The sequence below is a fragment of the Solimonas fluminis genome, from assembly GCF_002930645.1.
GTDB classification, from domain to species: Bacteria; Pseudomonadota; Gammaproteobacteria; order Nevskiales; family Nevskiaceae; genus Solimonas_A; species Solimonas_A fluminis.
In genome coordinates, this window is record NZ_PSNW01000011.1 from 70,563 (window position 1) to 97,465 (window position 26,903).

The 26,903-nt window shown below is 68.9% G+C and carries 21 protein-coding genes, 1 tRNA gene and 1 riboswitch; of the genes, 3 read left to right on the forward strand and 19 right to left on the reverse strand.

Annotation, left to right across the window (positions count from 1 at the left end; translation table 11 throughout):
* Positions 1-253: 253 nt before the first annotated feature.
* From alr to C3942_RS17670, 12 genes are all read right to left on the reverse strand, one after another.
* Complete coding sequence (gene alr / locus C3942_RS17615) at positions 254-1,333, reverse strand: alanine racemase (RefSeq protein ID WP_104231684.1); 1,080 nt, start codon at positions 1,331-1,333, stop codon at positions 254-256.
* 37 nt (positions 1,334-1,370) lie between these two features.
* Positions 1,371-2,723, reverse strand: a complete 1,353-nt coding sequence (gene dnaB, locus C3942_RS17620) for a replicative DNA helicase (RefSeq protein WP_104231685.1) — start codon at positions 2,721-2,723, stop codon at positions 1,371-1,373.
* A 117-nt stretch (positions 2,724-2,840) separates the two neighbouring features.
* Positions 2,841-3,305 (reverse strand): 50S ribosomal protein L9, encoded by a 465-nt coding sequence (gene rplI / locus C3942_RS17625; RefSeq protein WP_104231686.1) that lies wholly within the window; start codon positions 3,303-3,305, stop codon positions 2,841-2,843.
* A 12-nt stretch (positions 3,306-3,317) separates the two neighbouring features.
* On the reverse strand, positions 3,318-3,545 hold the full coding sequence (rpsR, locus tag C3942_RS17630; RefSeq protein WP_104231687.1) for a 30S ribosomal protein S18: 228 nt from the start codon (positions 3,543-3,545) through the stop codon (positions 3,318-3,320).
* A 3-nt stretch (positions 3,546-3,548) separates the two neighbouring features.
* Entirely contained in the window at positions 3,549-3,968 is a 420-nt protein-coding gene (rpsF, locus tag C3942_RS17635; RefSeq protein WP_104231688.1) for a 30S ribosomal protein S6, read from the reverse strand.
* A gap of 126 nt (positions 3,969-4,094) precedes the next feature.
* A complete protein-coding gene (gene atzF, locus C3942_RS17640) occupies positions 4,095-5,870 on the reverse strand; it encodes an allophanate hydrolase (protein WP_104231689.1) in 1,776 nt (591 codons plus the stop codon).
* Entirely contained in the window at positions 5,867-9,448 is a 3,582-nt protein-coding gene (gene uca, locus C3942_RS17645) for an urea carboxylase (RefSeq protein WP_104231733.1), read from the reverse strand. Before uca ends, atzF begins: the two co-directional genes overlap by 4 nt.
* A 144-nt stretch (positions 9,449-9,592) precedes the next feature.
* A complete protein-coding gene (locus tag C3942_RS17650; RefSeq protein ID WP_104231690.1) occupies positions 9,593-10,231 on the reverse strand; it encodes an urea amidolyase associated protein UAAP2 in 639 nt (212 codons plus the stop codon).
* A complete protein-coding gene (locus C3942_RS17655) occupies positions 10,228-10,962 on the reverse strand; it encodes an urea amidolyase associated protein UAAP1 (protein WP_104231691.1) in 735 nt (244 codons plus the stop codon). The genes C3942_RS17650 and C3942_RS17655 overlap by 4 nt, the downstream gene beginning before the upstream one ends.
* Positions 10,959-11,753, reverse strand: a complete 795-nt coding sequence (locus C3942_RS17660; RefSeq protein WP_104231692.1) for an ABC transporter ATP-binding protein — start codon at positions 11,751-11,753, stop codon at positions 10,959-10,961. The genes C3942_RS17655 and C3942_RS17660 overlap by 4 nt, the downstream gene beginning before the upstream one ends.
* Positions 11,753-12,580, reverse strand: a complete 828-nt coding sequence (locus C3942_RS17665) for an ABC transporter permease (protein WP_104231693.1) — start codon at positions 12,578-12,580, stop codon at positions 11,753-11,755. The genes C3942_RS17660 and C3942_RS17665 overlap by 1 nt, the downstream gene beginning before the upstream one ends.
* 25 nt (positions 12,581-12,605) lie before the next feature.
* Positions 12,606-13,688, reverse strand: coding sequence for a putative urea ABC transporter substrate-binding protein (locus C3942_RS17670; RefSeq protein WP_104231694.1), 1,083 nt, complete (start codon positions 13,686-13,688; stop codon positions 12,606-12,608).
* A 64-nt stretch (positions 13,689-13,752) separates the two neighbouring features.
* A riboswitch (guanidine-I (ykkC/yxkD leader) is annotated at positions 13,753-13,854 on the reverse strand.
* 166 nt (positions 13,855-14,020) lie between these two features.
* Here C3942_RS17670 and C3942_RS17675 point away from each other — a divergent pair.
* Positions 14,021-15,367 carry a hypothetical protein gene (locus tag C3942_RS17675; RefSeq protein ID WP_133164346.1) on the forward strand — a complete coding sequence of 449 codons (1,347 nt, stop codon included), beginning with the start codon at positions 14,021-14,023 and terminating at the stop codon, positions 15,365-15,367.
* A 10-nt stretch (positions 15,368-15,377) separates the two neighbouring features.
* Positions 15,378-16,166 carry a FecR family protein gene (locus tag C3942_RS17680; RefSeq protein WP_104231696.1) on the forward strand — a complete coding sequence of 263 codons (789 nt, stop codon included), beginning with the start codon at positions 15,378-15,380 and terminating at the stop codon, positions 16,164-16,166.
* 38 nt (positions 16,167-16,204) lie between these two features.
* Here C3942_RS17680 and rlmB read toward each other — a convergent pair whose 3' ends face one another.
* The 5 genes from rlmB to rnr form a co-directional block, all read right to left on the reverse strand.
* On the reverse strand, positions 16,205-16,957 hold the full coding sequence (rlmB, locus tag C3942_RS17685) for a 23S rRNA (guanosine(2251)-2'-O)-methyltransferase RlmB (protein ID WP_104231697.1): 753 nt from the start codon (positions 16,955-16,957) through the stop codon (positions 16,205-16,207).
* Positions 16,958-17,005: 48 nt separating this feature from the next.
* Positions 17,006-18,163 carry a phytase gene (locus C3942_RS17690; protein WP_104231698.1) on the reverse strand — a complete coding sequence of 386 codons (1,158 nt, stop codon included), beginning with the start codon at positions 18,161-18,163 and terminating at the stop codon, positions 17,006-17,008.
* 19 nt (positions 18,164-18,182) lie between these two features.
* Positions 18,183-20,972 carry a TonB-dependent receptor gene (locus C3942_RS17695; protein ID WP_165797513.1) on the reverse strand — a complete coding sequence of 930 codons (2,790 nt, stop codon included), beginning with the start codon at positions 20,970-20,972 and terminating at the stop codon, positions 18,183-18,185.
* A 238-nt stretch (positions 20,973-21,210) separates the two neighbouring features.
* The gene (locus tag C3942_RS17700) at positions 21,211-21,906 is read right to left on the reverse strand and encodes a YiaD family glycine zipper/OmpA-like lipoprotein (protein WP_104231700.1); all 696 of its coding nucleotides are present in this window, start codon (positions 21,904-21,906) and stop codon (positions 21,211-21,213) included.
* On the reverse strand, positions 21,903-24,215 hold the full coding sequence (rnr, locus tag C3942_RS17705) for a ribonuclease R (protein ID WP_243393657.1): 2,313 nt from the start codon (positions 24,213-24,215) through the stop codon (positions 21,903-21,905). The genes C3942_RS17700 and rnr overlap by 4 nt, the downstream gene beginning before the upstream one ends.
* Before the next feature lie 125 nt (positions 24,216-24,340).
* Between rnr and C3942_RS17710 the strand changes: the two genes are divergently transcribed.
* Positions 24,341-24,425 (forward strand) — tRNA-Leu (locus C3942_RS17710).
* 166 nt (positions 24,426-24,591) lie between these two features.
* Here C3942_RS17710 and C3942_RS17715 read toward each other — a convergent pair.
* Positions 24,592-25,884 (reverse strand): adenylosuccinate synthase, encoded by a 1,293-nt coding sequence (locus tag C3942_RS17715; protein ID WP_104231702.1) that lies wholly within the window; start codon positions 25,882-25,884, stop codon positions 24,592-24,594.
* A 33-nt stretch (positions 25,885-25,917) separates the two neighbouring features.
* The gene (locus tag C3942_RS17720) at positions 25,918-26,901 is read right to left on the reverse strand and encodes an ATP phosphoribosyltransferase regulatory subunit (RefSeq protein WP_104231703.1); all 984 of its coding nucleotides are present in this window, start codon (positions 26,899-26,901) and stop codon (positions 25,918-25,920) included.
* Positions 26,902-26,903 lie beyond the last annotated feature (2 nt).

The following is a 26,903-nucleotide window of genomic DNA, read 5'->3' on the forward strand; positions in this document are numbered from 1 at the left end:
AAAGCGGGTGGCTACGCGTCATCCGCTTCGGCGGATTGATCGGACCCGGGTTAGAGGCTGCTCAGGCAGCCCTTCGTAGGGCGGCCGCTGGCCGCGACACATCTTGCTCATGCGGCCGCCCGTCGCGGCCAACGGCCGCTCCTGCGCGAAGGACGCGTCCCGATGGGAGCGACGACGGTCGCGATGCCCGGGTTGTCGAGAAAGCAGAAGATCGCGACGGGCGTCGCTCCCGCAACGGCAAAGCCCAGGGGCCTCAGCGATACCGGAAGTGCACTCGCTGCGTCAGCCCGCAGAACAGCTCGTAGGGGATGGTGCCCGCCTGGGCGGCGATCTCTTCCGCCGGCAGTTCCTCGCCCCAGAGCAGCACCGGATCGCCGACCTGGGCGTCCGGGGCCTGGCGCAGGTCCAGGGTGATCATGTCCATCGACACGCGGCCGGCGTAGGCGACACGGCGGCCGCCCACCATGGCGGCGGTGCCGCTGCGGAAGGTCCGGTGGATGCCGTCGGCATAGCCCACCGCGGCCACGCCGATGCGGGTACGCTCCGGGCAGGTCCAGCTCTGGGCATAGCCGATGGTCTCGCCGGCCTCGAAGTCGCGCACCGCGATCAGGCGGCTTTCCAGGCGCATGGCGGGCTTCAGGCCCAGGTCGGCGCCGGTCTGGCCCGGCATCGGCGAGGCGCCGTAGATCATCAGTCCGGGCCGCACCCAGTCGGCGCGTGCCTCCGGCCAGCCGATGATGCCGGCGGAGTTGCCGATGGAGCGGGGACCGGACACGCCGCTCAGCGCCGCGTCGAAGCGCGCCACCTGTTCGCGGGTGAAGCCGTTGTCCGGCTCGTCGGCGCTGGCCAGGTGGGTGATCCAGCCGTGCAGGGTCCAGCCCGGCTGCGCCCGCAGGACGTCCAGCAGCCGCGGCACGTCCGTCAGGGGGAAGCCCAGGCGGTGCATGCCGCTGTCGATCTTGAACCAGATGCCGACCTGCGCATCGCGGCCCAGCCGCTGCAGCAGTTCGATCTGCCAGTGGTCGTGCACCACCACCTGCAGGCGCTGGTAGACCGCCTGCGCCGCCTCCTCCTCCGAGATCACGCCCTCGAGCAGGGCGATCGGGCAATGGATGTGGGCGCGGCGCAGTTCCACCGCCTCCTCCAGGCAGGCCACCGCCAGGGCATCGACGCCGGCGGCTTCCAGGGCGCGGGCCGCCGGGATGGCGCCATGGCCGTAGCCGTTGGCCTTGACCGCCGCCATCACGCGGGACCGCGGCGCCAGGCGCCGGACCACGCCCAGGTTGTGCTGGAGCGCGGCAAGGTCGATGGTGGCGGTGACGCGCGGGATCATGCGGACTCCTCGCGGCGGCGAACGCGGGCGTGCGGCATCAGCTGTACTGGGCGTAGGAGGAATCCGCCAGGTCGCGGAACTTGGTGTACTTGCCCTCGAAGGCGACCTTCACGGTGCCCGTGGGGCCGCTGCGCTGCTTGCCGATGATGATCTCGGCCTGGCCCTTGTCCGGCGAGGTTTCGGGGTTGTAGTAGTCGTCGCGGTAGACGAACACGACGACGTCGGCGTCCTGCTCGATACCGCCGGACTCGCGCAGGTCGGCCATGCGCGGGCGCTTGTTGTCGCGCTGCTCCACGCCGCGGTTGAGCTGCGACAGCGCGATCACCGGCACGCCAAGCTCCTTGCCCAGCGCCTTGAGGCTGCGCGAGATCTCGGCCACTTCGTTGGCGCGGTTGTCGGAGCCGGGCACCTGCATCAGCTGGATATAGTCCACCACGATCAGGCTGAGGCCATGGCGTGCCGCGATGCGGCGCGCGCGGGCGCGCAGTTCCAGCGGCGACAATGCGCCGGTCTCGTCGATGAACAGCGGCGCCTCGCGCATCAGGCCCATGGCCGAAGCCAGGCGGTCCCACTCGCTGTCGTCCATCGTGGCGTTGCGCAGGTTCTGCTGGTCGATGCCGCCGAAGGAGGAAATCACGCGGAACACCAGCTGCTCCGCCGCCATTTCCATGCTGAACACCGCCACCGGCATCTTGTTCTCGATGGCGACATGCTCGGCGATGTTCATCGCGAACGAGGTCTTGCCCATGCCGGGACGGCCGGCCACGATCACCAGGTCGCCCGGGTGCAGGCCGTTGGTCTTGGCGTCGAAGTCGCGGAACCCGGTGGGCAGGCCGCGGCGGCCGCCTTCCCTGCCCTTGGCGTCCTCCAGTTGCTTGGCGATGTGCTCCAGCAGCGGCGGCATGCTGTGGTACTGCACCTTGCCCTTGGCGTCGCCCTGGCGCAGCGCGAAGACCTTCTGCTCGGCCTCCTCCAGCAGGGCGCTGGCGGTGCGTCCTTCCGGCCGGAAGCCGATGTCGGCGATGCCCTGGCCCGTGGAGATCAGCTGGCGCAGCACCGAGCGCTCGCGCACGATCTCGGCATAGGCCATGGTATTGGCGGCGCTGGGCGTGTCGTTGGCCAGCGTGCCGATGTAGGCCACGCCGCCGGCTTCCTCGAGCTTGTTGATGTAGCGCAGGTGCTCGGTGACCGTCAGGAAGTCGCAGGGCTTGTGCGAGCTGAGCAGGTCGCGCATCGAGGCGAAGATCAGCTGGTGCGCGTGGAGGTAGAAGTCGCCCTCGCGCAGGGTGTCCAGCACTTCGAAGCCGGCGCCGTTGTCCAGCATCATGCCGCCCAGGACGGACATCTCGGCGTCGATGGAATGCGGGGGATGCTTGGGCGGGTTTTGCATGGGTCGGATTGTAGAGGAATGGGCCGGCAGCGGGGCCGGCCAGCGGCGGGGCCGGCGCCCCAAAAGAAAACGGCCCGCCGAGGCGGGCCGTCCGGTGACTCAGGACCTGCCGGCGCCTCAGGCGGCGGTCGGGGCCTTGGTGTCGGCCACCACCACGTTCAGGGTGGCTTCCACCTCGGTGTGCAGGCGAACCTGCACGGTGTAGCTGCCAAGCTGGCGGATCGGACCGGAGGTCATGTCGATCTCGCTCTTCTTGACGTCGATGCCCTGGGCGGCGGCGGCCTCGACGATCTCGGCCGGACCGACCGAACCGTAGAGCTTGCCTTCTTCGGCGGCCAGCACCTTGAGGGTGACCGTCTGGCCGTTGATCTTGCCGGCGCGCAGGTTGGCGGCGTTGACGGAATCGCTGGCCTTCTTCAGCAGCTCGGCCTTGCGGGCCTCGAACACGGCACGGTTGGCCTCGGTGGCCGGCAGCGCCTTGCCCAGCGGCAGCAGGTAGTTGCGGCCGAAGCCGGCCTTGACCTTGACGGTGTCGCCCAGGTCGCCGAGCTTCTTGATCTTCTCGAGCAGAATGACTTCCATGGTTGCTGCTCCTTAGCCGTGGCTGTCGCTGTACGGCAGCAGCGCCAGGAAACGGGCGCGCTTGATGGCCGTGGCCAGCTCGCGCTGGTAGCGCGACTTGGTGCCGGTGATGCGAGCCGGCACGATCTTGCCGTTCTCGCCGATGTACTGCTTGAGCGTGGAGAGGTCCTTGTAGTCGATCGCCGGGGCGTTCTGGCCGGAGAACTTGCAGGACTTCTTGCGACGGAAAAACTGTGCCATGTCTTAGGCTCCTTCGGCAGCGGTTTCGGCCTGGGCGTCGTCGCCCTCGCCTTCCGCCTGATCCTGGTGGCGGGCGCGGAACTCGCCCGGCTTCTTCTCTTCATCCTGAACCTTGAAGAGCGGCGACTGCTCGACCACCGCAGCCTCGGTCTTGACGACCAGCTTGCGGATGACGGCGTCGTTGAAGCGGAACGCATTCTCCAGCTCGGCCAGGGCGGCGTCGCTGCACTCGACGTTCATCAGGACGTAGTGGGCCTTGTGGGCCTTGGCGATCGGGTAAGCCAGCTGGCGGCGGCCCCAGTCTTCCAGGCGGTGAACCTTGCCGCCGGTCGAGGTGACCATGCCCTTGTAACGCTCGATCATGGCCGGAACCTGTTCACTCTGGTCCGGATGCACCATGACCACGATTTCGTAGTGACGCATCGATAACTCCTTGTGGACACAGGGTTTTCACCCTGCGGCCCCCGGCCATGGAACGGCCGTGGAGCAAGTGGTTGAAACAAAAAACCTTCACCCCGGCGGGATGAAGGGGCGCGAATCTTAAGGGAATCAGCGGCTTGATGCAATCTCGCGGACATAGGCCCGCCAGCCGCCGAGGTGGGTGATGTCGCGGGCACCCGCCTCCCCTGCCGGCTCGCAGATGAAGCCACTGACCCAGCGCCCGTCGGCCAGCTCCAGCTTGCCGATGCCCAGCGGCGCCGGGATGCCGGCCACGAAGCTGCCGAATTCGGCCTCGGGCACCGACCAGACCTCCACCTCGATGGCCGCCCCCCGCTCCGCGTCGCGGATCATGCCGGGCCGGAACGGCGGGCCGCCGGCCAGGGCGATCAGCCGGTAGCAGGGCGCGCTGTGGGTGGCGGCCACCCGGAAGGCACCCCGGCCGGTCAGCTGGGGGTTCAACGGCATGCCGGAGAGGTGCGCACCGCAGACGGCGACCTCGATGCGCCCCGGCGGCGGGGTTGGCGCCACCGGCTCCCAGCGGCTGGCGCCGCGCCCGGTGGGGCGAGGGTCCGCCGCCATCCAGCGCTGCGCCAGCGCCAGCAGGTAGTCGTCGGACCAGGCCGGGCCGAACAGGGTGATGCCGAAGGGCAAGCCGGCCGGGGTCATGCCGGCGGGTACGGCCACGGCGGCGTAGTCGAGCAGGTTCATGAAGTTGGTGTAGGTGCCCAGGCGGCTGTTGAGCAGCAGCGGCTCGGCCTCCAGCTCGGCGAGGCGGTAGTGCGTGGGGGCGGTCGGCGTCAGGACGGCGTCGACCCCGGCCAGGGCGGCATCCGCGGCCTGCTTCAGGGCCTGCAGGCGATAGAAGCCGTCGAAGGTCGCCACGGCGTCCATGCCCTCCCCCTTGGCCAGCACCTGGCGGATCACCGGCAGCATCGAGTCCGGGGACACGCCCTGCGTGGCATGCCGGCGCTCGGCGACCCAGGACCCTTCATAGAGCAGCCGTGCCGCGTCGCTGAAGGGAGCGAAATCCAGCGCGACCGCTTCCGCCCCCAGGGCCTGCCAGCGCTGCACAGCCTGCCGGTACAGCGCGGCATAGGCCGCATCGCCGAAGAATTCGAGCTGGTCCTCGCGCGGCACGCCCAGGCGCAGGCCCTGCAGGGGGCCGCTCACGGCGCGGCCCCGGCGGCTCCAGGGGCTTGCGGCGTCCAGCCCGTCCATCACCGCGCCGACGCGCCGCGCATCCTCGGGGTTCAGGGCGAACAGCGAGGGACAGTCGAGGCTGCGGCAGGCCGGCACGACGCCGGCGGTGGACCAGCGCCCGCGCGTGGGCTTGATGCCCAGCAGGTTGTTGAAGGCCGCGGGTACGCGGCCGGAACCCGCGGTATCGGTGCCCAGCGAGAAGCTGACCTCGCCCAGCGCCAGCGCGACGGCCGAGCCCGCGCTGGAGCCACCGCTGATGTACGCGGCATCGAAGGCGTTGCGCGCCGCGCCGTAAGGCGAGCGCGTGCCGACCAGGCCGGTGGCGAACTGGTCGAGGTTGGTCTTGCCCAGCGGAATCGCCCCGGCATCGAGCAGGCGCTGCACCACCGTGGCGCTGTGCGCGGGCGTGTAGGCGAAGTCCGGGCAGGCCGCCGTGGTCGGCACGCCGGCCAGATCGATGTTGTCCTTGATCGCGAAGGGCACGCCGAAGAGCGGCAGCGTGTCCGGCCCCTGGCCTTCGAGCCCTGCCAGGACCGGCGCGAGCTGGCGGTCGTCGAGCAGCGTGATCCAGGCCCGGTGCTCCGCGTGGGCGGCGATGCGGGCGCGCAGTTCGGCAAGCAGTTCCGCGGGCTTGAGCCCGGCGCGGTAGTCGCGCTGCAGGGCGGCGATGGCAAGGTCCCTCATGCGGCTTCCTCCAGTACCAGCAGACTTTGGCCGGGAGTGACGCCCTGCCCCGGCGCGCAGAGCACGCGGCGCACGATGCCGCTGACACTGGCCACTACCGAGATTTCCATCTTCATCGACTCCACCAGGGCGACGGTGTCGCCGGCCTTCACCTGCTGGCCCGGCTCCACCGCGATCTGCCAGACGCTGCCCGGCACCGGGCTGGGCACGGCACGCTCGCCCGGCGCCAGCACGTCTTCGGGCGGAGGCGGTGCTTCGGCCTCGATGCCCACGACATCCTGTCCGGCGGCGGCCCAGCGCTGGCGCTCGTCCTCGAAGGCCTGCTGCTGGCGCGACTTGAAGGCGGCGATGCTGTCGCGGTTCTGCTCCAGGAAGGCCCGGTAGTCGCGCAGGCGGAAGGTCTGCTCCTCGATGCGCAGCGGGTAGCGCCCGCGGGGGAAGTCCTCGCGGATGCGCAGCAGCTCCTCGGCGGAGACCTCGTGGAAGCGCAGCTGGTCGAAGAAGCGCAGCAGCCAGGGCTTGCCCTCGCCGAAGGCGGCAGTCTGCTTCCAGGTGTTCCACATCTGCAGCGTGCGGCCCACGAACTGGTAGCCGCCCGGCCCCTCCATGCCGTAGACGCAGAGATAGGCACCGCCGATGCCCACGGCATTTTCCGGCGTCCAGGTGCGGGCCGGGTTGTACTTGGTGGTGACCAGGCGGTGCCGCGGATCCAGCGGCGTGGCCACGGGAGCGCCGAGATAGACATCGCCCAGCCCCATCACCAGGTAGCTGGCCGAGAAGAAGATGCGCTTGACCTCGCCGAGGTCCTCCAGCCCGTTGATGCGGCGGATGAACTCCAGGTTGCTCGGGCACCAGGGCGCATCGCGGCGCACCGACTGCATGTACTTCTCGATGGCGAGTCGGCAGGCGGCATCGTCCCAGGAGATCGGCAGGTGGACGACGCGCGTCGGCAGCTCCATGTCGTCGATCGCCGGCAAGCCGCGCTCGGTCTCGCGCACCAGCTCCAGCAGGCGCGCCTGCGGCAGGCGCAGGTTGTCGTAGTGCAGTTGCAGCGAGCGGATGCCCGGCGTCATTTCCAGCAGGCCGTCGATGCGCCGTTCCTGCAGGCGGCACATCAGCGCATGCACACGGAAGCGCAGGGTCAGGTCCAGCTCCTGCGGACCGTACTCCAGCAGCAGGTTGTCGTCGCCCGAGGGCCGCACCACCAACGGCAGCGGTCCGTCGTCCCAGCGTGCCAGGACCGCGCTGTCCGGCACGGCGATGGCCGGCGCGTCGACGGGCACGGCCTCGAAGCCGTCCACCAGCGCGAGTTGCGCCCGCTCCAGGGCTTCGGCGCTGTCCATGCTCACCGGGACGAAGCGCAGCCTGTCGCCCGGGCGCAGCTGGCCCAGCTGCCAGAGATCGGCCTTGACGATGGTCACGGGACAGACGAAGCCACCCAGGCTGGGGCCGTCCGGTCCCAGGATCACCGGCATGTCGCCGGTGAAGTCCACCGCGCCCACGGCATAGGCATTGTCGTGGATGTTGGAGGGGTGCAGGCCAGCCTCGCCGCCATCGCGGCGCGCCCAGCAGGGCTTGGGCCCGATCAGGCGCGTGCCGGTGCGGCTGGAGTTGTAGTGCACCTCCCAGCTCGCGGCGAAGAATGCCTGGATGTCCTCCGGCGTGAAGAAGTCCGGCGCGCCATGGGGGCCGTAGATCACGCGGAACTGCCAGTCGTGGCCGTAGGCCGGGCGCAGTGCCTGCGGCAGTGCCCGCGGACTGCCGGAGGGCTCGCCCACATGCAGCACGTCGCCCGGCAGCAGCGCGCGTCCGCCGTGACCGCCGAAGCGGCCCAGCGTGAAGGTGCTGGCGCTGCCGAGGTAGACCGGCACGTCGAAGCCGCCGGCCACGCAGAGATAGCCGCGTGCGCCGGCACCGCGCACGGCGCCAAAGGCCAGGGTCGCGCCGGCCGGGACGGTGACGGCCTCCCAGGATGGCAGCGGCCTGCCGTCGAGCATCGCGCCCATGTCCGCACCGGCGACGCAGATCCTGGCCAGCGCGCGGAAGCGCAGCACGGCACCGGTCAGCGCCATCTCCAGCGCCGGCGCCCCTGGGGCATTGCCCAGCACGCGGTTGCCGAGACGCAGCGCCAGGCTGTCGTAGGGCCCCGAGGGTGGCACGCCCACGTCCCAGTAGCCCGTGCGGCCCGGGTAGTCCTGCACCGTGGTCTGCGTTCCGGCCTCCAGCACCTCGATGCCGGCCGCGCGGTACTGGAAGGCAGCCAGGGTCGCGGTGGTGGCGCGGCCCTCGACGAAGGCGGGCTCGTCCAGCACCTGGCGCAGGTAGTCGAGATTGGTCTCGATCCCGCCGATACGGCTCCAGGCCAGTGCGCCGGCGAGCTTGCCGCGCGCGGACTCGCGGTCCTGGCCATGGGCGATCAGCTTGGCCAGCATCGGGTCGTAGTACGGCGGCACCTCGACGCCCGGCTCGATCCAGCGGTCGCAGCGCAGCCCCTCGGGGAACTCCACGGCCGTGAGGCGCCCGGCCACCGGCTGGAAGTTGCGCGCCGGATCCTCGGCGTAGAGGCGGACCTGGATGGCGTGGCCGCGCGGCTGGTAGCGGAAGCCCCCGAGGAATTCCGACTCGCCGGCGGCGACGCGGATCATCCATTCCACCAGATCCACGCCGGTGGTCTCCTCGGTGACGCCATGCTCCACCTGCAGGCGCGTGTTCACCTCCAGGAAATAGAAGCGCTGGGCATCGTCGTCGTAGATGTACTCCACGGTGCCGGCGGAGCGGTAGTTCACCGCCCGGCCCAGCTTCACCGCCGTGGACCAGAGCGCCTCGCGCACGGCCTGCGGCAGGTTCGGCGCCGGCGCCTCTTCCACGACCTTCTGGTTGCGCCGCTGCAGCGAACAGTCGCGCTCGCCCACCGAGACCACCTGCCCCTGCCCGTCGCCGAACAACTGCACCTCGATATGGCGGGCACGCTCGACGAACTTCTCCAGGAACAGGCCGTCGTTGCGGAAATTGTTGCGTGACAGGCGCTGTACCGAGTCGTAGGCCGCGCGCAATTCCCCGGCGCTGCGGCAGCGCTGCATGCCGATGCCGCCGCCGCCCGCGGTGCTCTTGAGCATCACCGGGTAACCGATGCCTTCGGCCTTTTCCAGCGCCTCGTCCAGGTCGCGCAGCAAGCCCGAGCCCGGCAGCAACGGAACGCCGTTGTCCTGGGCCAGCTGGCGCGCGGTGTGCTTCAGCCCGAAGGCGGAGATCTGCTCCGGCGTGGGACCGATGAAGACCAGCCCCGCCTTTTCGCAGGCGGCGGCGAACTCCAGGTTCTCGCTGAGGAAACCGTAGCCGGGGTGGATCGCCTCCGCTCCCGTCTCCAGCGCCGCGGCGATGATCTTTTCGATGCTGAGATAGCTTTCGGCCGCCAGGGCCTCGCCGACGCAGACCGCCTCGTCCGCGGTCTGCACGTGGAGCGAGCCGGCATCGGCACGGGTATACACCGCCACCGACGCAATTCCCATCCGGCGCAGCGTGCGCTGGATGCGGCAGGAAATGGCGCCGCGATTGGCGATCAGGACCTTCTTGAACATCATCCACTCGTTTGCGGGCCGTCCCGCCAGGGTGTCACTCCGCGCGGGCCGTCCCGCCGGATTGCGAAGTTCTGTCTCGCGGGAGCGGCTTCAGCCGCGCTTGAGCAAGCACCGCGGCCGGAGCCGCCCCCGCCAAGGAGGCCACTAGTCCCAGATCAACACCTCGATCGGCGTCGGGTTGTAGGCATTGCAGGGATTGTTGAGCTGCGGGCAATTGGAGATCAGCGCCACCACGTCCATCGCCGCGCGCAGCTCCACGTACTTGCCTGGCGCCGAGATGCCGTCGGCGAAGCTCAGCCCGCCCTCGGGTGTCACCGGCACGTTCATGAAGAAGTTGATGTTGTGCGTGATGTCGCGCTTGCTCAGGCCATACTGCTCGTTCTCGGCCACCGCCAGCAGGTAGGAGTCACGGCAGGCGTGCATGCACTTCTTCTCCAGCGAATAGCGCACGGTATTGCTCTCGGTGGCGCAGGCGCCGCCGAGGGTATCGTGGCGGCCGCAGGTGTCCGCCACGATCTCGAGCAGCACCTGCCCTCCGGTGGACATCAGCCGCGTACCGGCGCCGAGGTAGACATTGCCCTGCTCGCGGATCGTGTCCACGGCGCTGTAGCGCTCGGCGGGATCGGCGGCGCTGTAGAACAGCGTGTCCGCCGCCTGGTTGCCCTCCAGATCGAGGATGCGCAGCGTCTGTCCCTTGCGCAGGGTGTGCATCCAGTAGTCGCCGGCCTCGACCACGCGACGGTAGCCGGCCTGCTCGGGCCGCAGGCTGCTTTCGACGATCACCGGACACCTCCGATCGAGAGCTGGTACAGGCGGTTGTTGGCGAAGCCGCGCTGGTTCTCCGGCCGAGCATCGCAACAGACGTCGGGATGAACCATGGGCGGTGCCTCGCGGATCTCGTAGCGCACCGGCCTCGCCGGGTATTCAACCGCCGGGTTGAGGGGGTGCGGCGCCGCGCTCATCACCACCAGGCTGTCCATCTCGAAGCGCAGGTCGACGAAACTGCCCGGCCGCGATGCGCCCTCGACATAGCGCAGCGCGCCGGAATCGTCGGCCACGACCTTGCTGAACAGGTTGAGGTTGGCCGCCAGGTCCTTGCGGCCCAGGCCGTGCTTGGCCAGTTCCACCAGGAAGCCGTCGAGGCCGTTGCGGCGCATGTCGTTGCGCGCCTGCTGGTAGGCCAGACGGCCCCAGCGGCGCTCGACCAGGTCGCGGCTGGCCGCTCCGCAGACGGCGTCATGCCAGCCGGCCGTGTCCTCCACGATGGAACAGAACACGCGCCCCATGTCGGAGTAGATGCAGTGGCCCTTGCCGAGCCGGAAGGTGTGCTGGCACTTGAGCGTGTCCGGCAGGTTGATGCGCTCCAGCAGCGCGTAGGGGTTGTAGAGCAGCATGCCGAGGTTGGCGCCGCCGTCGGTGTCCACCAGGCGCAGCAGCTGGCCGCGGCGCATCTGCAGCGACCAGTGACAGCCGCCGGGCAGCGTGTCCTGGTAGAGGATGTCTGGGTTCGTCATCGGGAGTCGTGGATGAAGCGTGAGGTTTCGGTGACGGCGCCCTGGATTTCGTCCAGCAGCGCCGGCTCGTCGCGGCCGATCGCCAGGTCGTAGGTGATCGTCGCGCCGTAGCGGTTGGGCGCCTGCGCATCCAGGCGCGGCTTGTCGAACACCAGCAGGCGCGTTCCGAGCTTGAAGCCCTCCTTCAGGTCATGCGTGATCATGAAGATCGTCAGGCCCGATTCCTTCCAGAGCTTCAGCACCAACGCATGCATGTCGGCGCGGATGCCGGGATCCAGTGCGCCGAAGGGTTCGTCCAGCAGCAGGATGCGCGGCTTCTTGATCAGGGCCTGGGCGATGGCCAGGCGCTGCTGCATGCCGCCGGACAGCTCCGAGGGGTAGCGCTCCAGGGCATGGCCCAGTCCGACCTGGGCCAGCATCGCCGCGGCCTCCTCGCGCGCCTTGCGGCGCGCGCCGCCGAACAGGCGGCCCAGCAGGCGGCTGCGCGTAACCTCCAGTCCGAAGGTGACGTTGTCCAGCACGCTCATGTGCGGAAACACGGAATAGCGCTGGAACACGATGCCCCGGTCCGGGCCGGGCTCCGCCGGCATCGGCTTGCCGTCGAGCAGCAGCGTGCCGCGCGAAGGTCCCTCCTGGCCGAGCAGCATGCGCAGGAAGGTGGTCTTGCCGCAGCCGGAGGTGCCGACGATGGTGCAGAACTCGCCCTCCTTGACCGTGAGGTTGAGCTTCTCCAGCACGATGCTGCTGCCGTACTCCTTCCAGACCTGCTTCACTTCGAGCAAGGCACCCATCATGCACGCTCCTGGCCCTGGTGGAACCAGGGGAAGGCCCAGCGCGAGACACCGCGCAGGGCCAGGTCCATCAGGAAGGCCAGCAGCGTGATCCACACCACGTAGGGCAGGATCGTGTCCATGGCCAGGTAGCGCCGCACCAGGAAGATGCGGTAGCCCAGGCCGCTCTCGGCGGCGATGGCCTCGGCGGCGATCAGGAACAGGAAGGCCGGCCCCAGGTTCAGGCGCAGCGAGTCGATCAGGCGCGGCAGGGTCTGGGGCAGCACCACCCGCCACAGGATCTGGCCACTGTGGGCGCCCAGGGTCTGCGCCTTCACCAGCTGCTCGGAGGGCAGCTCCATCACCCGCTGCTGCAGGTCGCGCATCATGCAGGGCGCGATGCCCAGCACGATCAGCACGACCTTGGACAGTTCGCCCAGGCCGAAGACGATGAACAGGATCGGCAGGATCGCCATGGGCGGCACCATCGACAGAACGCGCACAAATGGTGCAAGCGCTGCACGAACATAGGGCACCATGCCCGTGGCCAGGCCGGTAACCAGGGCCAGCAGCGAGGCCACGGCCAGGCCAGCGGCCAGGCGCTGCAGGCTGGCGGCGCTGTCCGCCCAGAGCTGGAGCTCGCCGGTGCGCCGGTTGGGCTCCAGCGCCACGCGCTCGACCGCGGCGGCGAGGCTGGACATGGCCGGCAGCAGCTTGTCCTCCGGATTCGCCTCCAGGCGGACCTGCGAGCCCCAGGCATAGGCCAGCAGCAGCAGCAGGAACGGCAGCAGGCCGAGCACCGCCGCCGCCCCCTGTCCCGGGAAGCGGTTGATGACGCGCTTCTTCATGGAATATCCCGTCGGGGAGGCCGGATCAGAGCTTTCCGTCGGCCGCCAGCTTCATGTACTGGTCGGTGAAGCGCAGCTTGACCTTGGACTTGTCGCCGCTGGTCTTGCCGCCCGGGTAGCCGATGCCGATGAAGTTCTCGCTGGAAGCGCCTTCGCCGAGCAGACCATGCTCGAAGGAGAACTTGGCCACCTTCTGCATCGTGGCCGGCAGCTGCGCGCTGGTGGTGAAGGCCACCGCGTCGGCCGGCTTGTAGAACATCTTGGTGGACGCCAGCTGGGCGTCGAAGCCGGCGAGATCGGTGCCGGAAGCCTTGGCCATCGCGCTGCGCGCGGCCTTGCCGGCGGCATCGTTCTTCGACATCAGGGCCATGGTCTCGTACCAGGCGCCGGCCAGGGCCTTGCCCAGCGCCGGGTTCTTGTCCAGCTTGGCGGTGTTCACCACCATCAGGTCGATGATCTCGCCGGGAATCTTGCTGGAGTCGAACACCAGCGCGGTCTTGGGCATGGCGCGGACCTCGGACAGCAGCGGATTCCAGGTCACGGCGGCGGTGACGTCCGGGGTGGCGTAGGCGGCGACGATGTCGGCATCGGAGGTATTGACCACCTTGATGTCCTTCTCGGCCAGGCCCACGGTCTCCAGCGCGCGCGCCAGCAGATAGTGCGACACCGACAGCTCCACCAGGTTGACCTTCTGGCCCTTGATGTCCTTGAGCGCGGTCTTGCCCTTGAGCACGACGCCGTCGTTGCCGTTGGAGAAGTCGCCGACGATCAGGGCGGTGGAGTCGACCCCGCCGGCGGCGGGAATGGTCAGGGCGTCCATGTTGGTCATGACGCAGCCGTCGAAGGCGCCGGCGGTGTACTGGTTGATGGATTCGACGTAGTCGTTGACCTGGACGACCTCGATCTCGATGCCGTACTTGTCGGCCCATTTCTTCACGATGCCCTGCTGGGCGGCGTAGTCCCAGGGCATCCAGCCGACGTAGATCGTCCAGGCGACGCGGTACTTGTCCTTGGCGGAGGCCTCGGGCGCGAGGAACAGGGAAGAGAAGGCGAGCGCGACGGCCATCAGCGGCATCAGCGCGGAACGCAGGGACTTGCAGCGGAACATGAGTAAACCTCCCAATCAGGGCTACACGGTTGTCGGACGATGCACAGGAGAACCACGTACAGCGGTCTCCCGGGCTTTTGTCCCGCCGTGTAACCCCCTTGAGGGAGGTCGGCAGCTCTCGGACCAGCGCCCGCATTCGCGAGCCGGAACCCTAGCCACCTTATTGGTGCCGCATGCAACTGCCACAGAATGAAAATGGACTCTTCTGCGCAGCTTTCATGCAGCAATAGGCATGCCAGGGTCGGCGCCCCCGATTGGTGCGGCCGTTTGCGGCCAGCCGAAAAAACCGACTAGTCTTGCGGACTGCGAATGATCGCTCGGGGGATGTCGCCATGAACAGGATTGCACGCGGCTGTGCCGGGGTGCTGGCAGGGGTACTGTTTTCGGGAACGGCGGCGGCGGCCGATCCCTTCGAACTCGACCTGACGGTCGGACAGGACAACAAGCAGTTCGGCTTCGACAACGTCGACGATGCCGCCGAGGCGCTGGACCGCGACAACCTTCTGCGCGAGTTCCCCCAGTACACCGAAACCACCACGGTGCTGACGCAGATCAACTTCCGCGGCCTCAATGCCAGCCTGGACTTTCCCCAGGCCGACACCACGCTGGTATTCGAGATCGAAGGCGTGGAACTCACCCCGGGCAGCAACAGCGTGAGCTTCCAGGGCCAGACGCGCGACGACAGCATCGAGCAGCTCAAGGACTTCCTCAAGAAGAACAAGTTTGCGCTGAAGAACCTGCAGACCCGCAGCGCGCAGGCCACGCCGATCGATCCGCTGGCCGGCAACCCGGGCTCGCTGATGAACCAGCGCATGAGGGGTGATTTCGATCGCGGCTTCACCCATCGCGTGTCGCAGATCTGGGGCTGCGGCTGCAGCGCCTTCGACTTCAGCCAGCCGCAGCCGATCATGGTGGCGGCCGCCGACGACATGCAGGGCATCTTCGCCGAGGCCCGCGCCCGTGCGGCGGCGCTGCGCGGCGAGAACGAGGTCGGCATCGGCCTGGCCGGACAGAGCCTCCGCGGCACCGCCGCCAACGGCACGAAGTACCGCAGCACGCAATTGCAGCTGCCCTTCTCCTACACCGTCAAGTTCGACTCGGACCCGCGGCGCAAACTGTCCTTCGAGCTGCCGCTGAGCTACACCGACAGCGAGGGCGCCGCCTCGTACTCGGCCGGCTTCAGCGTCGCCTATACCCACCCGGTCAGCGACAACTGGTCGCTGACGCCCGCCGCCGGCATCGGCGCCACCGGTTCGGAAGACCTGGGCGCGGGCGGCGGACTGGCGTCCTACTCGCTGACCAGCAGCTATACCCATCGCCTCGGCGACTGGGCGCTGTCGATGGGCAACAGCATCGGCCGCTACGAAAGCGTCGGCATCAAGATCGGCGACATCGAGGCCGAGTACGACGTGCAGAACACGGTCTTCACCAACGGCCTGCTGGTGACCGGACCCACCTCGCTGATCGCCCGCGGCATCGTCATGGAGTACAGCTTCACCGATACGCGCCTGACCGGCACCGACCTGTTCTCCAACCGCTACGACGAGGTCGGCATCGGACTGGGCTTCATCAAGACCGACAGTGGCGTGATCACGCGTTACTTCAAGACCGGCCTGAGCTATCTCTGGGGCGAGAACGACATCAAGGGCGTCCGCCTGGCCCTGAACCTGCGCTTCTGAGGAGCCCGCCATGAGCACGCACAAGATCCCGATGCGCTCCACCGTCCGCCTGGCGGCCGCCCTCGTTCTCGGCCTGGCCTGCGGTGCGGCCCAGGCCGCCGCCGCCAAGGTCATGCTGATCACCGGCGTCGCCACGGCCACGCCCCCCGGCGGCAAGGCCCGCAGCCTGCACCGCGGCGATGCCGTGGAACCCGGCGAGTCGCTGGAGGTGGGCAACAACAGCTACCTGAGCCTGAGCTTCGCCGACGGCGGCCGCGTGCTGCTCCGGCCCAATACGGTATTCGAGGTGGAGGCCTACGACTATCCGGCCCCGGCCGCCGCTACGGCCGCACCCGCCGCCCCGGCGCCGGTCGCAGTGCCGGCGGCCGAGGCGCCTGTTTCCGCGCCGGCCGTGACCGAAGCCGCCCCGAAGCCGGGCAGCGGCAAGGCCTTCTTCAAGCTGGTCCGCGGCGGCTTCCGCGCCATCAGCGGCCTGATCGGCAAGCAGGACAAGCAGGAGTACCTGATCCGCACCTCGGTGGCCACCATCGGCATCCGCGGCACCGACTACGTTGCCGAGAAATGCAGCGGCGACCAGTGTGCCGGCCCCTACCAGCAGGTGGACGGCGACCTGTCCGACGCCCTGCAGGTGGGCGTCAACGAAGGCAGCATCGAGGTGACCACGCCGGACGGCACCGCGCACCCCGTGGAACAGGGCCAGTTCGGCATCGCCACGCGGGACGGCAAGTTCTTCGCCCTGCCCCTGACGCCGATGTCCTACCTGCTCAACCCCCTGCCCGACCCGGACAGCTGCCAGTAGGCAGTCCCGACGGAAGAAACGAGCCGCCTCCGGGCGGCTTATTTCTTGCGCGCGGGGCGGTGGCGCTGGCGGTAGGCTTCATAGAGGCAGACCGCGGCCGCCACCGAGACGTTGAGGCTCTCGGTCTTGCCCTCCATGGGGATGCGCACCAGGCGGTCGCAGGACTCGCGCGTCAGTCGGCGCATGCCCTCGGCCTCCGCCCCCATCACCAGCACGGTGGCGCCGGTCAGGTCGACGTCATAGAGCGTCTCACCGGCCTCGCCCGCCAGCCCGGTGATCCAGTAGCCCAGTTCCTTCAGGCGCGCCAGCGTGCGCGCCAGGTTGGTCACCGCCACCAGCGGCACGCGCTCGGCGGCACCCGCCGCCGCCTTGTGGGCCGCGGCTCCCAGCGCGGCGCTGCGGTCGCGCGGCACGATCACGGCGCTGACCCCCACCGCTTCGGCGGTGCGCAGGCAGGCGCCGAGGTTGTGCGGATCCTGCACGTTGTCCAGGGCCAGCAGCAGGCGATGCGGCTCGGCCGGGGCATACAGCAGGTCCTCGCCGTCCAGCGTCTTCTCGGGAACGTAGGCCAGCACGCCCTGGTGGCGCAGCCCGTCCGGAGCCTTCAGGTCCAGGTCGGAGCGCGGCAGCACGCGGACGCGCACGCCATGTTGCTGCGCCAGGGCCTTCACGCGCACCGAGCGCTCGTCCTGGCGGGTATCCGCCAGCAGGATCTCGAAAGGCTTGTCGTGGCTGTCTTCCAGCGCGGCGAGGACGGCATGGAAGCCGCCGATGACGGTCGTCTTGGACACGGGATGCTCCGGTTAGGAGCCCATTATCCCGGACTGCCCCGGCGAATCCTATCCGCCGCAGCGCTTCGCGCCGACCTTGTCCAGCACCTCGCCGAGGTCGAAGGCCGCCACGTTGCCGTCGTCGTGCACGGCGTAGAACGCCCCGTGGGGGAAGCCCGGCATGGGCGTCCGCGTCAGCCAGACGCCATCGGTGTTCAGCACCCGCGGGCTGCCGAAGCTGCCGAGGTATTCCAGGCTGCGGCGGTCGAACAGGTGGAAGAAATTCTCCTGCTTGCCCTGGTCGGTGGTGAACCACCAGCCGCTGCCGTCCTCGCAGGCGTACAGCGCGATGCCCTCGGGCTGGAAGTGGAAGATGCCGGCGCCCAGGCGCCGCCCGGCATAGCGGCCGTCGAAGCCGTAGACCTTGAGGTTGCGCTGGCGGTACTGCTCCTCGTCCGCCAGCAGCAGGCGCCCGTGGGCCGGGTCGCCCCAGACCGATTCGACGATGTTCAGCACGCCCGGCCCCGAGGTGGCGCCGAAGCTCTTCTCCAGAACGGCGGTCAGGCCTTCGGCGCCGCGGCGCAGGCGGTACTGCTTCACGCGCTGGCCCAGTTCCGCCGCCGGCGGAACCTGATCGTCGGCGGTCTCGTAGTTGTCGGTCACGAAGACACGGTAGTCGCCCTCCTCCAGCCGCTGCGCCCAGAGGCCGTAGGGCTTGCGCAGCGCGCTCTCGCCCTCGGCACCGAAGACCAGCAGGGCCTTGAAGTCCGGCAGGCCCAGCACCTGCACGCGGCGGTTGTCGCGCTCCACCACCAGCGCCAGGCCGTCGATCACGAACACGCCGTTGGGGCGCTCGAACTGCCCCGGCCCCGTTCCCGACGACCCGACCTTCCGCAGCAGCTTGCCGCTGGCGGCCTCGTAGACCAGCAGGTGATCCGTGTGCTTGGCCGTGGCCAGCAGCCAGTGCTCCCCGCCCGGCGCATGCCAGACCGCTACCGAGTCGACGTTGTCGGCGGGATCGCGGACCGTCAGGAAGCGCTCGCCGATCTCCACCAGGCCGGCGACCGTCGGCAACGGCGGATCTGCCGGCTCCGCCGTTGCCGCAGCCGCGGCGGGAGCAACGGCGGGAGCGGCCGGCTCCGCGGGTGCGGGTGGGCGCCCGCAGGCGGACAGGACCAGGCCGACCACGGCCGGCAGGGCAGCGGGAAACACGCGGTACGGGTTCATCGTCAGGATTCTCCGGGCCTCAGAAGCTGGCCTTCAGCCCCAGTTCGAAGGTCGGGCCGTATTCCTCGTACTGGGACAGGTAGCGCCGTTCCTTGAAGTAGGCATGGAAGGGCTCGTCGTTGAGGTTCACGGCGTTGAAGTAGACCTCGTAGTTGGTGGCGACGCGATAGCTGCCCGAGAAGTCGATCTGCAGGTGGTCCGACACGTAGCGGTCGGTCTCCGGATCGTCGAGCTCGTCGACCTCGTCGAAATAGTCGTCACGATAGGTGGCGGACAGGCGCAGGTCGAAACCGTACTTCTCGTAGCCCAGCGCCAGGTTCCACAGGGTATCCGACTGGCGGGGCAGCGGTACCTTCTCCGAGCGCTGCGGCAGCTCCGCCTCGGAATCGGTGAAGGTGGCGTTGGCCGACACCAGGAAGCCGTCGAAGGGCGACGGCAGCCGGCTGAAACGGTGGGTCGCCGCCAGCTCCAGGCCGATCAGGCGCGCCTTGCCGCCGTTGAGCGTGGTGATGGCCTCGTCGAAATCCTCGAAGTCGCCGGGCTCGCCGGCGATGTCGGCCAGCACGAAGAAGTCGCGGATGCGCTTGTAGAACAGGCCGGCGGACAGTGCGCTGACGCCGCCCGGGTAGAACTCGATGGCCAGGTCGAAGTTCTGCGAGCGCAGCGGATCCAGGTCCGGGTTGCCCAATTCGGCCTCGCGCTCGAACTCGCCGTCATCCTCGGTGATCTCGATGGACTGGCGCGGCGACGAAGCCTCGAAGCCCGGGCGCGCGATGGTCTGCGACCAGGCGGCGCGCAGGATGGTCCGGTCCGACAGCTCCCATCGGAAGTTCAGGCTCGGCAGCAGGTCGGTATAGGTCCGGTCGCGCGACAATGCGCTGAACTCCGGATCGCCGCTGCCCGCTTCCTCGTCGACCAGCAGGCGCGTGCCGCGCGAGGAGGTGTCGGTCCGCTCCACTCGCAGGCCGCCGGCGATGCGCAACCGGCCGATATCCGCGCTGGCCATGGCGTAGCCGGCGAGGATGTCCTCGTCCATCCGGTAGTCCTCGATCCGCGAATCGATCGTGCTGCCGTCCTCGTCCAGTTCCAGGTCGGCACGGCGCTCGTCGAAGAAGCGGCGTACGCCGCCGCGCGAGGCCGCGGGGCCCCAGGCCCCGAAGGGGTATTCGACACGCTGCGAGCCGAAGTCGGCCAGCGTGAAGTCCTCGGCGAAGCCGTCATACACCTGGGCATCGACATTGCCGGTCTTGTCGCGCATGCGCAGCTTGGCGCCGAACTTGACGAAGCCCGGGGCCTCGCCGAAACGCAGGGCGCGCTTCAGGTCCAGGCCCAGGGCGGTCTCGCGCTCCTTGGTGCGGCTGCTCTCCAGCGCGATCTCGTCCAGTCCGAATGTGGCGGGATCGGCGAAGGCCGCATCGTCCGCGAACAGCCGGGGCGTCCTGCTGCCCGCGCCGGAGTAGCCCAGCCTCATGCCTTCGCCCACGAAGGTGGCGCCCAGCGCATCGGGGGTGTCCTCCTCGGCCGTGGAGTAGCCCAGGCGGTAATCGACGGTCCAGAGGCCGAGCCGCTGCTCGGCACCCAGCACGGTGCTGAGAATGCGCTGGGTCTCCTTGCGCGCCTCGGTCAGCTTCTCGACCTCCGAATCGTCGAACAGGCCGCCGCTGTCGCCGAGTTCCACGACCTCGTCGGTGTTGTAGGCGAAGAGGTTGGTGGTCTGCACCTCGTCGTCCGAGAAATCGCTGTACAGCGTGCGCCAGTACAGGTCCAGCGCGGGGCTGGCGGCGTAGTCGAAGTTCAGCGCGGCGGACAGGCGCTCGCGCGTGATCCGGTAGTCGCGCTGCTCGGCCTCCTCCAGGCCACGGACATCGCCCTCGGGCCCCTCGATCTCCGGCCAGCCGGCCGCCTCGACGTTGTCCGAGCCGAAGTCGCGCTTGTACCAGGACAGCGCTCCCGCCATGCCCAGCTTGCCGCGCTCGCCGCCGACATCGAACAGGCGCGTGCCGGACAGCGCCAGCCGCGGGCTGGTCTCGCCAACCTGGTCGTTGTAGCTGCCTTCGACGCGAGCGCTCAAGCTGTTGCCGCGATCCAGCGCGGTGGTGCTGCGGATCTCGATGTTGCCGCCGACGGCATCGCCGTCCATGTCGGGCGTCATCGACTTGCTGACCTCCACGCTCTCCAGCAGGTCGGACGCCAGCACGTCGAGGTTCACCTGGCGCGAATCGGCCTCGGGGCCCGGCACCCTCATGCCGTTGATGGTGGTGCTGGACAGCGCCGGATCGATGCCGCGGATGATCACGAAGCGGCCCTCGCCCTGGTCGCGCGCCACCGACAGGCCCGGCAGGCGCTGCAGCGACTCCGCCGCGTTCTGGTCGGGGAACTTGCCGATGGCGTCGGACGAGGCGATGGTCTTGATGCTGGAGGCTGCGCGCTGCTGGCTCAGCGCAGCGGACTGGGCCGCGGCCTGGCCCACCACCAGCACGTCCGCCAGGCGCACCGATTCCGCGGCGCCCAGGCGCAGGTCGGCCCGCACCTCGCCCTGCTCGCCTACCGTCACCGGGGTGTCCACGGCCGGCGCACCGATGTACTCGGCGCGCAGCGTCCAGGAACCGGCCGGCACGTCGAGGAAGCGGTAACCCCCATCGCGCGCGGCCACGGTCTCGCGGTTCAGTTCCACCAGGCGCAGCCGGGCGCCTTCCATGGGTAATTCTCCGCGGGCATCGCTGACACGGCCCGCCAGTTCACCGGCCTGTGCCGCCCCGATGCCCACTGCGGCCAGGCAGAGCGCCCAGCCCACGCGATTCCTGCGCATGTTCCCCATCCCTGTTGTCCCTGGTAGAACGCGGGATCGTGGCGGCAGAACATGACGGGGGGATTAAGAAACCCTGGCAAGCGCAGAACCCCGGAACGCCATGCCGGCGAAGGCCGGCATCCAGTCCCGGACAGGAATGACCGGGGTGATCACCGGATACCGGCCTCCCCCGCCCACAACGAAAATGCCCCCGGACTTCCGGGGGCATTCCTGGCGCCATGCAAACAGGCTCGCCGCTTCAACCACCCAGGTACGGCGGCGGGGTCCAGGCTTCCTGCTCGCGGCCTTCGACCACCGGCTTGATGACGATATCGACGCGGCGGTTGCGGGATTCCTTGACGCCGTCGGCGGTGCGCACCAGCAGTTCGCGCTCGCCGCGGCCTTCCTCGCGCAGGCGGCCGGCCGGCACGCCCTGGCTGACCATGTAGCTGGCGACCGACGAGGCACGGCGCTCGGACAGGCTCTGGTTGTGGGTGGCCGAACCGCTGGAGTCGGTGTGGCCGACGACGTGGATCACGGTCTTGTCGTAGGTCTTCAGCACGTTGGCGATCTTGGCATAGGTCGTCAGCGCGTTCGGCAGCAGCTGGGCGCTGTCGAGATCGAAGCTGACGTCGCTGGCGATGCCGATCTTCAGGGCGCCGCCCGGCAGCTGGGTGATCTGCAGTTCGTTGCGCGCGGCTTCCGCGGCCAGGTCGCGCTGCAGCTGGGCATGCTGCTTGTCCATGTAGTTGCCCACCGCGCCGCCGGCGATGGCGCCGACCACCGCGCCGACGATCGGGGCGCCGCGGGCGCCGCTGACCTGGTTGCCGGCCACCGCGCCGAGCACGGCGCCGATGGCGGCGCCGGTCTTGGCGCGCTTGTTGGGATCATCCGTGGCGCAGCCGGCAAGGCCGACCACCAGTGCTGCAACGACCAGAGGCTTGAAGTACGTCATCGTTTCCCCCTTCGGGAATGGTTCTTGGTTGGGTGCGATTCTGAGCCGCGCGCCTTAACGGGTTCTGAACGTCCGGATTCTGATGGCCGGCCCTGCTGGCGCTGCCCCTTGCCCGGGCCGGGGTGACCCTTGCCGGAGCCCAGCAGCTCGAGGTCGATTTTGCGCTCATCCAGGTCCACGCGCACGACTTTTACGCGCACCTTGGTGCCCAGCGTGTAGGTCATGCGGGTGGCCTTTCCCACCAGGCGGTGGGCACGGTTGTCGTACTCGTAGTAGTCGTTCTTGAGGTTGCTGACATGGACCAGGCCATCCACGTACAGGCCATCGAGTTCCACGAACAGGCCGAAGGCGGCGACGCTGGAGACGGTGCCGTTGAAGTCCTCGCCGACGCGGTGGCGCATGTACTCGCACTTGAGCCAGGTATTGACGTCTCGCGTGGCCTCGTCGGCCCGGCGCTCGGCCATCGAGCAATGGGTGCCGAAGGCCTCCATCTGCTCCGCCGTGTAGAGGAAGGGCTGGCCCTTCTTCTTCAGCAGGATGTGCTTGATGCCCCGGTGCAGCAGCAGGTCGGGATAGCGGCGGATCGGCGAGGTGAAATGCGCGTAGTGCGTCAGCGCCAGGCCGAAGTGGCCGCTGTTGACGGGGTTGTACTTCGCCTGCATCAGCGAGCGCAGCATGATGGTCTGCACCAGCCCCTGGTCGGGGCGGCCCTTGGCCGCCGCCAGGGTCTTGGCGAAGTCCATGGCGGCCGGCTTGTCGCCGCCGCCCAGCTTGAGCGCCTGCAGCGACAGGAACTCGCGCAGCGCCGCGACCTTCATCGCATCCGGCTGCTCGTGGATGCGGTACAGGGTCGGCACCTTCTGCTTCTCGACCAGCTTCGCAGACTCGACGTTGGCGGCGATCATGCACTCCTCGATCAGGCGGTGGGCGCGGTTGCGCTGCACCGGCACGATACGGTCGATCTTGCGCTCGCCCGAGAACACGATCTTGGTCTCGGTACTCTCGAAGTCGATCGCGCCGCGGCGCTCACGCGCCTGGAACAGGGCCTCGAACACGCCATTGAGCGCCTGCAGGTGCGGCACCAGCGCCGCGCGGGCACGGGCCTTCTCCCCTTGCGGGTTGTCCAGGATCTCGGCCACGTCGTCGTAGATCAGGCGCGCCTTGGAGCGCATCACGCCCTCGAAGAAGCGCGCCTTGGCCACCTCGCCGTCGGGCATCACGCGCATCTCGCAGACCATGCACAGGCGGTCCACGTCGGGATTGAGCGAGCACAGGCCGTTGGACAGCTTCTCCGGCAGCATCGGGATCACGCGTTGCGGGAAATACACCGAGGTGGCGCGCTTGGAGGCCTCCTTGTCCAGCGGGCTGTCCGGCCTGACGTAGGCCGCGACGTCGGCGATGGCCACCCACAGCGTCCAGCCGCCCTTGTTGAGCAGGCCCTTCTTGATCGGCTTGGCGTAGACGGCGTCGTCGAAGTCGCGCGCATCGGCACCGTCGATGGTCACCAGCGGCAGGTCGCGGATGTCCTCGCGGCCGGCCATCTGCGCCGGCTGCACGGTGTCGGGGATGGCGGCGGACTCGCGCTCCACCGCGTCCGGAAACTCGAACGGCAGGCTATGGGCGCGGATCGCGGCCTCGATCTCCATGCCCGGCGCCAGGTGCTGGCCCAGGATCTCCTTGACCTCGCCCACGGCCAGCGTGCGGTTGCCCGGCGGGGTGACGATGTCCGCCACCACCATCATGCCGTGCTTGGCACCCTTGCGGCCTTCCGGCGGGATCAGCAGGTCCTGCGTGATGCGCGGGTTGTCCGGGATCACGTAGGAGATGCCCTGGTCCATGTGGAAGCGGCCGACGATGGTGCGGCTGACCCGCTCGATCACCTCCGACACCGCGCCCTCCGGGCGGCCCTTGAAGTCGGTGCCGGTGATGCGCACCAGTACGCGGTCGCCGTTCATCAGCGCCCGCATCTGGCGCGGCGGCAGGAACACGTCCGGGCCGCCGGCATCCGGGATCAGGAAGCCGAAGCCGTCGCGGTGGGCCTGGACGCTGCCGGCGATCAGGTTCATCTGCGCCACGGGGCCGTAGGCGCCATTGCGGTTCTGGACCACCTGCCCCTCGCGGGTCATGGCGACCAGGCGCTTGTTCAGGGCCTCCTGCTGCGACAGCTTGCGCAGGCCGAAGACGCCCACGAGATCGTCCAGGGTCATGGGCCCCGGCTGCTCGCCCAGGGTCTTGAGGATATGGCTACGGCTGGGGATGGGGTCGGCGTAGCGCGACTGCTCCGACTGGAATTCGGCGTCGTCCTGCACCCAGGCGGGGGTGCCGCGGGGGGGCTTGCCGCCCTGCTTCCGGGGCGGATTCTGGTTTTTGAAATTTTCTTTATTTCTTTTCATTGACAAAGCGGTGCCTCATGGCGAAAATGCGCGCCCCTGTTGCCCAGGTGGCGGAATTGGTAGACGCACCAGTTTCAGGTACTGGCGGGTAAAACCGTGGAGGTTCGAGTCCTCTCTTGGGCACCAAACAAAACAACCTGGCTTCGGCCGGGTTTTTTTGTTTTGGGGCCCGCCTGAACACGGCAATAGTGTTCCACATCCCCGGCCCCAACGCCCGCAGGCGCCCCTGCCCCCCGGTGGGAGGGCAAGAAGGCGCCGCGGATGGGACCCTGGAAGCGGGAAACAGCGGAAATCAGTTGAACGGGTTCCTCAGCACGATCGTGTGCTCACGATCCGGCCCCGTGGAGATGATCGCCACCTCGGCCTCGGTCACCTCCTCCACGCGCTTGAGATAGCGCTTGGCGGCCTCCGGCAGGTCCTCGTAGCGGGTCACGCCGTAGGTGTTGCTCTTCCAGCCCGGGAAGTCCTCGTAGATCGCCTCGACCTTGCCGAAGGCCTCGGCGCCCACCGGCGGGACTTCCACCGGCTGGCCATCGACCTTGTAGCCGGTGCAGATGCGGATCACGTCCATCTCGTCGAGCACGTCGAGCTTGGTGACGCACAGGCCGGTGACGCTGTTGTTGAAGATCGAGCGGCGGGCGGCCACGGCGTCGAACCAGCCGCAGCGGCGCGGACGCTTGGTGACGGTGCCGTACTCGGCGCCCTTGTCGCGGATGTGCTGGCCGATGTCGTTGTCCAGCTCGGTCGGGAACGGGCCGGACCCGACGCGCGTGGCATAGGCCTTGACGATGCCCAGCACGTAGTCGATCTCGCGCGGGCCCACGCCGGTGCCGGTGGAGGCGCCGCCGGCGGTGGTGTTGGACGAGGTCACGAACGGATAGGTGCCGTGGTCCACGTCCAGCAGCGCACCCTGGGCGCCCTCGAACAGGACGTTGTCATCCTTCTTCAGGTGCAGGCGCAGCAGCTCGGTGACGTCGGCCACCATAGGCTTGACGATCTCGGCATAGCCCAGCAGGTCGTCCAGGGTCTTCTGGAAATCGACCGGCTCTTCCTTGTAGTAGCTGGTCAGCACGAAGTTGTGGTACGCCAGCAGCTCGCCGAGCTTGGCGGCCAGCAGCTCGCGGCTGAACAGGTCGCCGACGCGCACGGCGCGGCGCGCCACCTTGTCCTCATAGGCCGGGCCGATGCCCTTGCCGGTGGTGCCGATCTTGTTCTCGCCGCGGGCGCGCTCGCGGGCCTGGTCCAGGCGCGCATGCACCGGCAGCACCAGCGGGGTGGCCTCGGAGATGCGCAGGCGGTCGCGCACGGAGGCGCCGGTGGCCTCGACCTTCTCGATCTCCTTGATCAGGTCCGGCAGCGACAGCACCACGCCGTTGCCGATCAGGCAGGCGACGCCGGGACGCATGATGCCGGAGGGGATCAGGTTCAGCGCCGTCTTGACGCCGTTGATCACCAGCGTATGACCGGCGTTGTGGCCGCCTTGGAAGCGCACCACGGCCTGGCAGCGATCGGTGAGCAGGTCCACGACCTTGCCCTTGCCCTCGTCTCCCCACTGCGCGCCGATTACGACAACTGTCTTGCCCATGGTATCCGTATCTCTAGGTGAATCATTAAGCCGCTACTGCGCCAGGCGCAGCAGCTCGTTCAAATCGGCCGAGAAGCCGGTGGCCGGCCGCGCCACGCCGAACTCGGCGCCGACGCCGTCGTAGCGCCCGCCCCGGGCGATCTCGCGGCCGTGCCCCGGCGCAAAGGCCGCGAACACGATGCCGGTGTGGTAGCTGTAGCCGCGCAGCTCCGCCAGGTCCACGTGGATCGGCAGCTTCGGAGCCTCGGCGCGCAACTTGCGCACCACCTGCTCCAGCGTGTCCAGCGCCTCCTGCACGGGGTCTCCCGCGGACTTCAGCGTCTCGCGCGCACGTTGCAGAACGGTGACGTCGCCGTTGAGCTCCATCAGCTCGGCGAAGACCTTCACCACGCGCGGCTTGAGGCCGCGGGCCTGGGCGAACTCGGCAAGGTCCGGCTGGGACTTGCGCTGCAGGATGTCGAACAGCACCGCCTCGTCGTCCGGGTCCAGTGCCAGCTTGCCGGAGATGGCGCGGTAGATGCCGACATGGCCCAGGTCCAGGTGGGCCTTCTTCAGGCCGGCCAGGCGCAGGGTGCGCAGCATCAGGTCGATCACTTCCAGGTCGGCCTCGATGCCGGCCTCGCCGAAGATCTCGCAGCCCACCTGCCGCGGCGAGCGCGGCCCGCCGAGGGCGTCCGGCTGCGTGCGCAGCACGGTGCCCAGGTAGCAGAGGCGCACCACTGCCTGGTCGCGGAAGCGGCGCGCGGCGATGCGGGCCGCCTGCGGCGTCATGTCGGAGCGCAGGCCCAGCAGGCGGCCGCTGGCCGGGTCGGTGAACTTGAAGGTGCGAGCGTCGAGGTCCTGGGCCGTGCCGGTCAGCAGGGCGTCCAGGTGCTCGATCAGCGGCGGCAGGATCAGTTCGTAGCCGCGCCTGCGGAAGCCGTCGAGCAGCTTGCGGCGCAGGTCTTCCAGTTCCCAGGAGGTCGGCGGCAGGGCTTCTTCCACGCCCTCCGGCAGCATCCACTTCTTGATCGACATGA